The organism is Pseudomonas sp. SIMBA_068 (assembly GCF_046534705.1).
Classification (GTDB): domain Bacteria; phylum Pseudomonadota; class Gammaproteobacteria; order Pseudomonadales; family Pseudomonadaceae; genus Aquipseudomonas; species Aquipseudomonas putida.
Genome location: NZ_JAWRYI010000863.1, coordinates 1 through 260, shown reverse-complemented (window position 1 = coordinate 260; position 260 = coordinate 1). Strand labels below are relative to the sequence as shown.

1 protein-coding gene is annotated in these 260 nt (G+C 42.7%); it reads left to right on the top strand.

What is annotated here, in order from left to right:
• Positions 1 to 32 precede the first annotated feature (32 nt).
• The coding region (locus SB756_RS31810) for a hypothetical protein (RefSeq protein ID WP_410913465.1) at positions 33 to 260 on the top strand (228 nt) is incomplete at its 3' end.

Below are 260 nucleotides of genomic sequence, written 5' to 3'. Positions count from 1 at the left end.
GGAATAGTTAAATACAATAGAGAGGATTGTTTATGGACAATAGCACCATTTCTCTACAGGAGTTGCTCGACTGCATTTCCAAGCTTCGGGATGATGTAAATGCCCTTACTGTCGCATTTTCATATCTGGCATTCTCAATTCCAAAGGAACAAATGCAACCAACACTGGCCGCGCACCAGCTTGAATCACGCAACCCCAAATGGTCGCAGCAACAACAAAATTCTTTCAAGTGGCTGGCGGTATTACTGGAAGAAAAATAT